Raw genomic sequence first — 9701 nt, forward strand, 5'->3', positions numbered from 1 at the left:
AGCAAAAATGGCATTTAATTACATCTAGACTGAGCTATCGGTTCATCTAATCGACAAAACTAGACTAAATGAATGAGATCATTAAATTATTTTGTGCGAATAATTATCTTGTATTTAAACCGAGAAACAAGAAGCTGCTTCAAAAAATCCATCTTTTGTTGTTGTGTTAATGCAAAAAAGGGAAGTGTTACACTTCCCTTTAACTCTTTATCAAACCGATTTTTATTGATTAAGACATTTTGCAAAGCTGTCCGTTATAGATTGAATAAAAGTAAAGTAGCTTCCCGGTCCAACTTGAATTCCGGTACCAATAGGATCAAGCACTCCTTGTTTAGCTTGACTACCACGTGTTACAGACTCAACAACTGCAGGGGTAAACTGAGGTTCAGAAAAAACACACTTAGCATCACCTTTTGCCAAGGCTTTCTTTATTTTAATAAGTGTCTTAGCACCTGGTTTTCTCTCAGGGCTGACAGTAAATTGCCCCAAATGATTTAAGCCATAGTCCTGCTCGAAATAACCATAGGCATCATGGAATACGTAGTAACCCACATCTTTTACTGGCTTTAACGCTGCCCGCCACTTTTCATCGTACTGATTAGCATTTTTCACAAACGCCTGATAGTTCGCTTGATAAACATCTTTGTTGCTCGGGTCTACCTCAGCAAGTTTTTGGCTGATTGCTTCCGCGGCCCTGATACTTTGTTCATGACCTAACCAGAAATGCGGATCGTGTGAACCATGATGATGTCCATCATGATCATGACTATGCCCGTCAGCAGAAAACTCACGTAGGTTTAAACCATGGATCTCGCTAATGGTTAAAACATTCTTCTGATCCTCAAGAACTTTGGCTAGGAAAGGTTCTAAGTCTTTTCCATACCAAACAACCAGATCCGCTTTTCTAATTCGCTTTACGTCAGATGGCTTCAGCGCGTAATCATGGGGAGAAGTGTTGGAGTCAAGCAATACATCTGGCTCAGAAACACCTTGGGTGATCTCATAGGTGATCATTTGAATCGGCTTGATACTGGTCAGTACCTCGTTAGCATTGGCACTACCTATAGCAAGTATGGATAGCAAAGGGATAAGATATTTCATAATTCAATACCACTACTCTCTGGCGTTAAAGTGCGACAAATGTTACATTATAACACTAGTTATTTGCAAATGAGTTCCATTCATGTCGGCACTGGTCGAACTTCAACAAGTTTGCGTTCAATTTGATGAGCGTAAAGTCCTAGATAACATTAGCCTCCAGCTTAAAAGAGGCGAGATCACTACTTTAATTGGTCCCAATGGTGCGGGTAAATCTACATTAGTAAAAGTACTTTTGGGGCTGCAAAAAAGGTTCACAGGGTCAGTAAAAAAAGCAAAAGGGCTCAAGATTGGCTATGTCCCTCAAAAGCTAAGACTCAATGATTCACTTCCTCTAGACGTTAAACGTTTTATGAAACTCGCTGGCAAATACAGTGAGCAGGAACTCCAAGATGCGCTTAAACTTGTTGGTGCCGAGCATCTGCTAAGGGCCAACATGCACTCGTTATCTGGAGGTGAAAACCAGCGGATTCTGTTGGCGAGAGCATTACTACAACGACCTGACCTACTCGTACTTGATGAGCCAGCTCAAGGTGTTGATGTTCAAGGACAGATTGACTTGTACGAATTGATTGATACCATTCGCCATCGTTTTAGTTGTGCGGTATTCATGGTCTCACACGATTTGCATCTTGTAATGGCTAAAACGGATGATGTAATCTGCTTACACCATCATATCTGTTGTTCAGGCGCACCAGCGGATATCACTAAGCACCCTAATTACATCGCTCTTTTTGGGGAAGTTCGCAGCGAATCTCTCGCGTTTTATCATCATCAGCATCAACACCATCATCATGATCTTGCTGGTGACCCAGTTCTGGGTGCTGCATCTTCTTGTTCCCATCATTCACACGGCCATCACCATGATTGAGTTTTTGCTACCTTCTATTCTCGCTGGGCTTGGTATTGCAGCAATTGCTGGCCCACTTGGATCATTCGTCGTCTGGCGTAAAATGGCCTATTTTGGTGATACTTTAGCACATGCTTCCTTAATGGGCCTTGCTCTCGGTTTCTTGCTCGACGTCAACTTATACCTTGCTTTGATCGTCTGCTGCCTTGCGTTGGCTTTCATTTTGGTTGCATTACAAAGACAACAGCTTGTGGCTACCGATACTTTGCTGGGGATCTTAGCCCATAGTGCACTTTCACTGGGCCTTGTTGCAGTGAGCTTTCTTGACAATGTTCGTATCGATCTTATGAGTTATTTATTCGGTGATTTACTTGCAGTAACCCCGAACGATCTCTTCTATATCTATGTCGGTTCGGCAATAGTTTCTGTCATCTTGTTTTGTTTCTGGCGCTCGTTGCTCGCAACAACAGTGAATGAGGATTTGGCTGCTGTTGAAGGACATAACGTTGATTTAATGCGACTAATCTTGATGGTTATGGTTGGTCTCGTGATCGCTATCGGTATGAAGTTTGTCGGTGCATTGATAATGACATCACTTTTGATTATACCAGCAGCCACTGCACGACGTTTCTCAAAGACTCCGGAGCAAATGGCTTTCACGGCTTCTTGTATTGGTGCTGTGGCAGTCTTACTTGGTCTAAGTATGTCTTGGCATTATGACACCCCGGCAGGCCCTTCCGTTGTTATCAGTGCTACGGCGATGTTCATGTTAGCGCAGGCTTATCGCACAAAACACTGAGGTCATGGAAAGATAAAAGGGTTGACGCAATGCGCCAACCCTTTTATCGAGCCTCAAGAAAGAGCGTCGTCGCCAGTCTTACGCTCCCTCATTATGTAACTCTAGATTAGCGAGATCTTGTTGAATCTCTCTCTGAACCTTAGCATCATCGCTACGCAAAGATTGTAAAAAGTCCAAGTACTTCTGATCGATATCACCAGTGACATATTGACCATTGAAAACCGATGTTTCAAATTGAATGATATCCGTATTACCCATGCCTACGGCTTCTACTAGGTCATCCAATGTCTGGAATATCAGCTCATCGGCACCGATTTGCTTACATATCGCATCATTGTCACGACCATGGGCAATTAACTCATTCGCATTTGGCATATCAATACCATACACATTAGGGAAACGTATCTCTGGTGCCGCTGAAACCATAAAGACTTTCCTAGCACCGGAGTCGCGAGCCATTTCAATAATTTGTTCTGACGTAGTACCACGAACGATCGAATCGTCAACCAACAGAACATTTTTGTCTTTAAATTCCGAACGAATCGCATTCAGCTTGCGGCGCACTGACTTTTTACGCTGTTGTTGCCCTGGCATGATAAAAGTACGACCAACGTAACGGTTTTTCACAAATCCCTGACGATAAGGTTTATCGATAGCCTGTGCGATTTGCAAGGCTATATCACATGAAGTTTCTGGGATTGGGATAACCACATCAATATCAAGATGGCTATATTCATCACGAATACGCGCACCAAGTTTCTTACCCATTTCTACGCGAGCACTATAAACCGAAATTTTATCAATAAACGAATCAGGTCGTGAGAAGTAAACAAACTCGAAAATACATGGATTGAGCACAGGGTTATCAGCGCACTGCTTGGTATGTAACTCACCATCAAAAGTTACATAAATAGCTTCTCCCGGAGCGACATCACGGATGAAATCAAAGCCAACAGCATCCAGAGCAACAGACTCTGAAGCAACCATGTATTCTATCGTCTCACCGACAACACGCTTACCAAGGCATAGCGGACGAATACCATTAGGATCACGGAAAGCCACCATACCGTGACCTATGATCATTGCAGATACAGCGTAAGCACCACGGATAGCTCGATGTACGTTAGTCACTGCACGAAATACGTCTTCTGCGGTGACATTGCCTTTGACTGTATCAATTTCATGGGCAAGCACATTGAGTAGGACTTCAGAGTCAGAAGTCGTGTTGACGTGACGGCGGTCTTTCTCAAATAATTTCTCGCGAACTTCAGCAGCATTAGTCAAATTACCATTGTGAGCGAGAGTGATACCGAATGGAGAGTTTACGTAGAAAGGCTGAGCTTCTGAGGCACTAGAACTACCGGCTGTTGGGTAGCGCACATGACCAATACCAACCGTTCCCTGGAGGCGTTGCATGTGTTTTGCTTCAAACACATCCTTAACTAAACCGTTCGCCTTTCTCAGACGAAAACGATTGCTTTCTATGGTACAAATACCCGCGGCATCTTGGCCACGATGCTGCAATACAGTCAGTGCGTCATAGATAGACTGGTTTACAGGCGTTGTACCCACGATTCCAACAATACCACACATGTCCTAACCCTCGATTTGCGACAATGGCTGGCGCGTTATAGCGCGCCAGATAAGAAACTTGATGTTGCTTGCAAGTGCTCAAAGAAAGGCGCAATGATACGGCTAAATTCCGGTACCAGTTGCGAACTCCTCCACCACTCTGAGTCTGGAAACGATGTAAACGCATCCATAAAAAACAATGCAGCAGAAACAATCAAAACACCACGCAAGCCGCCAAAGACGACGCCAAGTACTCTATCTGTTCCCGACAAGCCTGTTTTCTGTACTAATTGAGCGATGACATAATTCACTATAGCCCCCACGATTAGCGTTGAAACAAACAAGGCTGCGATCGCGGCTCCGTTACGAAACATGTCGTCTTGGATATTGGAGAAGTACACCGCTAATTTTGCGTAGTACTGACTGGCGATAAAAAAAGCACCAAACCAAATAACTAAGGACAATGCTTCTTTTGCGAAGCCTCGAATCAAACTGATCAATGCCGATAGGCCGATCACACTCAAAATGACAATATCTAACGAATTCATCTGTTCTTACATCTTAAGTTGGCGCGCATTTTAACAGAAAAAACGCCGACGCAAACGTTTTCTTATGGGTTTAGTGGCTTAAATTTAAGCAATCGACCTTTAGAGCCGGTTATTTTTTCGAGTTCTGTCACTTGTTGCTCTAGCTTATTCTTAGAGACATCAGGACCGATAATGACACGAGTAAAACCGTTTTCGAGTTTGGTATGAGCCTGATAGCCACGCTTTTGAAGGTCTTTTACAACATTTTTGGCATTCTCAGCATTCTTCAACGCCATCAGTTGAATAATCCAAGCGCTGTCTTGATACTCATTGCGTTCTGGAACTTCCTTTATCGCAACTGGCAGTGGTTTATCATCCGTTGCTTCAACGGATGGCTCTATGTCTTGTACTAATTCTACCGGAGTCTCAGGTAGGCTTGCGGTGTCATCGACAGGTTCAAGCACATCGAAACTTTCAACATCACTATCGAGCTCTGGCTTAATAGGGATACTGGCAATTTCTTCTTCATAATGCGTTTTCTTGCCATCAAGGACATCGGGCAACACGATAACGCCAATTGATACCAGTAAAATGGTGCCAACCAAACGATTTTGAAACTTACTCGCCATTTACTCTCCTTGGTTCTGCCAGAATTCGAGAACTTCACCGACAGTATGGAATGATCCCACCACTAAAATGACATCTTCAGCTCCTACGCTTGTCATGGCAGCTTTAAAAGCGTCAACAGGGGTGGCAAAGCGCTCGTTGCCTTCGGGTAAGAATTTACAGAGCTCATCAGCGCTCGCCGCTCTCGGGCCTTGCAGTGAAGCAGGGTACCACTGACTAACAACTGGAGATAAAGCCTCCAACGTCGTTTTGATATCTTTATCGTGTAACATCGCAACCACGGCGTGTATATTTTTGCTCGAGAACTTTCGTTGAACGCTTTCTACCAAGTACTCAGCGGAGTGCGGATTGTGCGCCACATCGAGAATGACTGTTGGATCGATACTCACCACCTGCATTCTTCCTGGTAACTTTGCTTCTTTCAAACCTTTGACAATATTGATGTCAGAGATATCGAGATGAGAAGTAGCAAGCGCCATTAATGCTGTGGCGGCATTTTGTAACGGTAATCCCGGAACAGGCAACTCATCAAGCTCATAAGAGCCATGTGTCCAACGCCAGGTATTCTCACTTACCAACTGGTAGTTGTATTGGATTTCTACCTGAAACAGTTCAGCGCCTATGTCATCAGCGTGTGCTGCAACTGTTGACGGTGCTTTAGGCTGACCACAAATCGCTGGTTTACCGGCGCGATAAATGCCTGCCTTCTCGAAACCGATGACATTGATATCATCACCAAGCCAATCAACATGATCAATCGCTAGGCTGGTAATGATAGAAACATCGTGGTCAACAACATTCGTCGCATCCAAACGCCCACCTAAACCGACTTCAAGTAAGACAACATCCACTTTTTCAGTTTGGAACAGGCGCAATGCCGCTAAAGTCCCATATTCAAAAAAACTTAGACTAATATCGCCACGCTGCTTTTCAATAAAGTCAAACGCTTCAGTGTGCTTCTCATCAGCCAAATCTTGACCATTAATACGGATACGTTCGTTATAGCGAATCAGGTGGGGTGAACTGTAAACACCAACGGAGTAGCCTGCATCAAGCAATATGGCTTCCATAAGTGCACAAGTGGAACCTTTACCATTGGTCCCCGCGACAGTAATCACGGTAGGAGCAGGTTTAACTAGGTTGGTTTTCTCGGCGACAGCCTTAACACGATCTAAGCCAAGATCGATAGCAGAGGTGTGTATGTTTGTTAAATAATCAAGCCACATCGCAAGAGAGGATGTGGCTTGAGGAATTTGGGATTGACTCATCTAACTCTAACCAAGTCATTGTGGTTGTTTGTTAGTATGTTACTTTACCCTTTTTTGTCCGCTTCTGGTACAGAATAAGCAGCTTCATTTTGTGAATCGTTAACAGAAACGACCAGAGGCGAAGGTTGGTTAGTCATTTTCGCAATCAGGCTACCAATACGCTGACGCATTTCTCGGCGATCAACAATCATGTCGATAGCACCATGCTCGAGCAGAAATTCGCTACGCTGGAAACCTTCAGGAAGATCTTCACGTACCGTCTGTTCAATAACACGACGGCCCGCAAAACCAATCAACGCTTTGGGCTCACCGATATTCACGTCACCCAACATCGCAAGGCTTGCAGAGACCCCCCCCATAGTTGGATCCGTCATTACTGAAATAAACGGCAGACCTTTCTGAGACAGGCGCTCAAGTGCAGCACTGGTTTTGGCCATTTGCATCAAAGACATCAAAGCCTCTTGCATACGTGCACCACCACTTGCAGAAAAACAAACAAGGCCTGTATTGTTCTCGATAGCCGCTTCTACAGCACGGACAAAACGAGCGCCAACTACAGAGCCCATTGAACCGCCCATGAAAGAGAATTCAAATGCACAAGCAACGATAGGGAGGCCTAACAGCTCACCTTTCATTACAATAAGAGCATCTTTCTCACCGCTGCTCTTTTGTGCAGCTGAGATACGATCTTTGTATTTCTTTGAATCTTTAAACTTAAGCTTGTCTTGAGGTTCAAGCTCGTCCGCAAGTTCTACGCGGTTGTTTTCATCCAAAAATGTTTCCAAACGACGACGCGCTTTCATACGCATGTGATGATCACATTTTGGACATACTTCTAGGTTACGCTCTAGTTCAGCGTGATAAAGCACCTGTTCACAAGATGTACATTTGGTCCATACACCCTCAGGGATGGACGCTTTACGTGAACTAACAATGTTGCTTTTTTCTAAAATCTTTTCAAGCCAACTCATGGAAGACCTTTTTATCTCATCGCCTCCGCACTTTGCGAAGGACAAAAATTCTGAATTTACGCGAGAGGATTAAAGCATATAAAATGCCAAGTGTAGACAAAAAACTGGTTGTACCTATTTCTTACACTAGTATCTCACGCCCTAAAGAACTGATTAGTTGGACAATTTAGAACGAACTAGTTCAAATTGTCTGGCAAAAATAGTGGCCCAATTGGCACTCTTGGCAATTCAAATTCTGCGGGATAATCAACATCAACCAAGTATAGACCTTCAGCCTTAGCTGTGGCACCAGCCAGTTTGCGATCTTTCACTTCTAACAGCCAGTTTATCCACTCCGGAGTCTGTTCGCCGCGCCCTACACATATCAAACTTCCGGTAATATTACGTACCATGTGATGTACAAATGCATTGGCTTTAATATCGATGACAACATATTGCCCATGACGGGTAACATTCAGATGCATCATATTGCGCCAAGGGCTACGTGACTGGCAATGGATGGCACGAAAGGATGTAAAGTCATTCTCGCCCAGCAGATACTGACCCGCTTCATGCATTTTGTCGACATCAAGCTCACCGTGATAGTGGCTCACCCCTGATGACAAAATACCTGGTCGTAGGGCGCTGTTAAATATGATGTAACGATAACGACGAGCTGTAGCAGCAAAACGGGCATGAAATTCTTCAGGTACCTCTTTCGCCCACCTAACCGCAATATCACTTGGCAAGTTTGCATTAGCGCCCATCGTCCAAGCAACTATCTTTCTATTCGCCGTGGTGTCAAAGTGAACTACTTGCCCAGTACCATGTACGCCTGCATCAGTGCGACCTGCACACTGAACCTCTACTGGGTGGTTTGCTACGATGCTCAGTGCCCGCTCAAGCTTTTCCTGAACACTTTTCACTTCTTTCTGACGCTGCCAGCCGAAGTACTGAGTGCCATTGTACTCAATACCTAATGCAATTCTCATCGGGGTGATCTCTTCAAAAACAGGCCGAGAAGTATAAACATTTTTACTCAAAAAGATAAGGGGCTCCCCGCCCCCTCTCTGATGACTAAACTTTAGCTAGCGTTAATCGCATCGATAAGATTTTTGGCTTCTCGACGGATTTCATCACTACCATCGACAATCGCTTCCTCAAGAAGCTTAATTGCTCCTTGTGAATCATTCATCTCAATGTAGATCTTGGCCAAATCAAGTTTACCTGCGGCCTCCGAGTTACTATCGACATCAACATCACCTGTATCACCGATAACGTCAGGGAAGTCACTCAGCCCAACATCTAATTTCAGATCTTCTTCCTGAAAGTCCTGCTGCTCTTCTTTTTCAACTTCAGCCATCAACTCATCGATTGTTCGGAACTCACCTTCCTGAGGTGTGAACTCGTCGAGTTCGTCTTGGTCTTCCCAATTTTCATCCAATATCTGAGCTTGTTCAGGACGATTGTTGTCATCCCATACTCCCTGTTCAGATTCCGGGATATCATCCGAAATCTGAGACTGCTGCTCTGGAGAAAGACTGAATCCATTCCAATCCTCTCCCACTTCCAACATGGCCTCAATATCCATACCTGCGCTATCAGAAGTCAGAGGATCTGGAGACTCAAAATCAAAACTTGTTGACTGCTTCGGATCTTCTTCCGCAAGCAGCTCATCAAACGCATCCTCATTGTATTCATGATTTGCTAGCTCTTGTGCCGCTTCAGAAGGTATTTCCCCCAAAGATGGTAGCTCCAATTCATCTAGCTTAAAGTCAACATCTTGAGAGCCAGCATCAAATGCTGCCGCTAGGGCATCTTGTTCATCGAATTCAGGCAGATTGTCATAGTCTTGATCGGCTGATGCGTTGGGTTCACGTTCCTCTAATTCAACATTACTCTCTGTCGGAGCTGCGTCACCAAATTTAGGTATATCTAGATCGGCTAAATCCAACGACTCACTGTGTAATGTCGAATCGCTTGATTGTGTTTGAGGCTCAGGCTCCTGTG

Annotated in this window: 10 protein-coding genes; 2 read left to right on the plus strand and 8 right to left on the minus strand. The window is 44.3% G+C overall.

Annotated elements, in window-relative coordinates:
* Positions 1–222: 222 nt before the first annotated feature.
* Positions 223–1101 carry a zinc ABC transporter substrate-binding protein ZnuA gene (znuA, locus tag OH455_RS10100; protein ID WP_269981268.1) on the minus strand — a complete coding sequence of 293 codons (879 nt, stop codon included), beginning with the start codon at positions 1099–1101 and terminating at the stop codon, positions 223–225.
* Positions 1102–1183: 82 nt separating this feature from the next.
* Here znuA and znuC point away from each other — a divergent pair, with 82 nt between their 5' ends.
* Positions 1184–1969, plus strand: coding sequence for a zinc ABC transporter ATP-binding protein ZnuC (gene znuC, locus OH455_RS10105; protein WP_269981269.1), 786 nt, complete (start codon positions 1184–1186; stop codon positions 1967–1969).
* Positions 1962–2747: a zinc ABC transporter permease subunit ZnuB gene (gene znuB / locus OH455_RS10110; RefSeq protein WP_045975309.1), complete on the plus strand. Its 786-nt coding sequence runs from the start codon at positions 1962–1964 to the stop codon at positions 2745–2747. Before znuC ends, znuB begins: the two co-directional genes overlap by 8 nt.
* Before the next feature lie 78 nt (positions 2748–2825).
* On the opposite strand, the gene purF is transcribed toward znuB, so the two are convergent.
* The 7 genes from purF to OH455_RS10145 all read right to left on the minus strand — a co-directional run.
* Positions 2826–4340, minus strand: a complete 1515-nt coding sequence (gene purF / locus OH455_RS10115; RefSeq protein ID WP_045975310.1) for an amidophosphoribosyltransferase — start codon at positions 4338–4340, stop codon at positions 2826–2828.
* Positions 4341–4375: 35 nt separating this feature from the next.
* Complete coding sequence (locus OH455_RS10120; protein ID WP_045975311.1) at positions 4376–4867, minus strand: CvpA family protein; 492 nt, start codon at positions 4865–4867, stop codon at positions 4376–4378.
* Between the two features lie 62 nt (positions 4868–4929).
* The gene (locus OH455_RS10125; protein WP_206368428.1) at positions 4930–5475 is read right to left on the minus strand and encodes an SPOR domain-containing protein; all 546 of its coding nucleotides are present in this window, start codon (positions 5473–5475) and stop codon (positions 4930–4932) included.
* On the minus strand, positions 5476–6741 hold the full coding sequence (folC, locus tag OH455_RS10130; RefSeq protein ID WP_269981270.1) for a bifunctional tetrahydrofolate synthase/dihydrofolate synthase: 1266 nt from the start codon (positions 6739–6741) through the stop codon (positions 5476–5478).
* Between the two features lie 44 nt (positions 6742–6785).
* A complete protein-coding gene (gene accD / locus OH455_RS10135; RefSeq protein WP_045975314.1) occupies positions 6786–7712 on the minus strand; it encodes an acetyl-CoA carboxylase, carboxyltransferase subunit beta in 927 nt (308 codons plus the stop codon).
* Positions 7713–7888: 176 nt separating this feature from the next.
* On the minus strand, positions 7889–8683 hold the full coding sequence (gene truA, locus OH455_RS10140) for a tRNA pseudouridine(38-40) synthase TruA (protein WP_269981271.1): 795 nt from the start codon (positions 8681–8683) through the stop codon (positions 7889–7891).
* A 92-nt stretch (positions 8684–8775) separates the two neighbouring features.
* Positions 8776–9701: FimV/HubP family polar landmark protein (locus tag OH455_RS10145; RefSeq protein ID WP_333482725.1), on the minus strand; the 926-nt coding region annotated here is incomplete at its 5' end.

It is taken from the genome of Vibrio sp. T11.5, assembly GCF_027587155.1.
GTDB classification, from domain to species: Bacteria; Pseudomonadota; Gammaproteobacteria; order Enterobacterales; family Vibrionaceae; genus Vibrio; species Vibrio neptunius.

Coding starts and splice junctions, on each gene's coding strand:
- znuA (WP_269981268.1), bottom strand. CDS start 1,101: ATGAAATATCTTATCCCTTTGCTATCCATACTTGCTATAGGTAGTGCC.
- znuC (WP_269981269.1), top strand. CDS start 1,184: ATGTCGGCACTGGTCGAACTTCAACAAGTTTGCGTTCAATTTGATGAG.
- znuB (WP_045975309.1), top strand. CDS start 1,962: ATGATTGAGTTTTTGCTACCTTCTATTCTCGCTGGGCTTGGTATTGCA.
- purF (WP_045975310.1), bottom strand. CDS start 4,340: ATGTGTGGTATTGTTGGAATCGTGGGTACAACGCCTGTAAACCAGTCT.
- OH455_RS10120 (WP_045975311.1), bottom strand. CDS start 4,867: ATGAATTCGTTAGATATTGTCATTTTGAGTGTGATCGGCCTATCGGCA.
- OH455_RS10125 (WP_206368428.1), bottom strand. CDS start 5,475: ATGGCGAGTAAGTTTCAAAATCGTTTGGTTGGCACCATTTTACTGGTA.
- folC (WP_269981270.1), bottom strand. CDS start 6,741: ATGAGTCAATCCCAAATTCCTCAAGCCACATCCTCTCTTGCGATGTGG.
- accD (WP_045975314.1), bottom strand. CDS start 7,712: ATGAGTTGGCTTGAAAAGATTTTAGAAAAAAGCAACATTGTTAGTTCA.
- truA (WP_269981271.1), bottom strand. CDS start 8,683: ATGAGAATTGCATTAGGTATTGAGTACAATGGCACTCAGTACTTCGGC.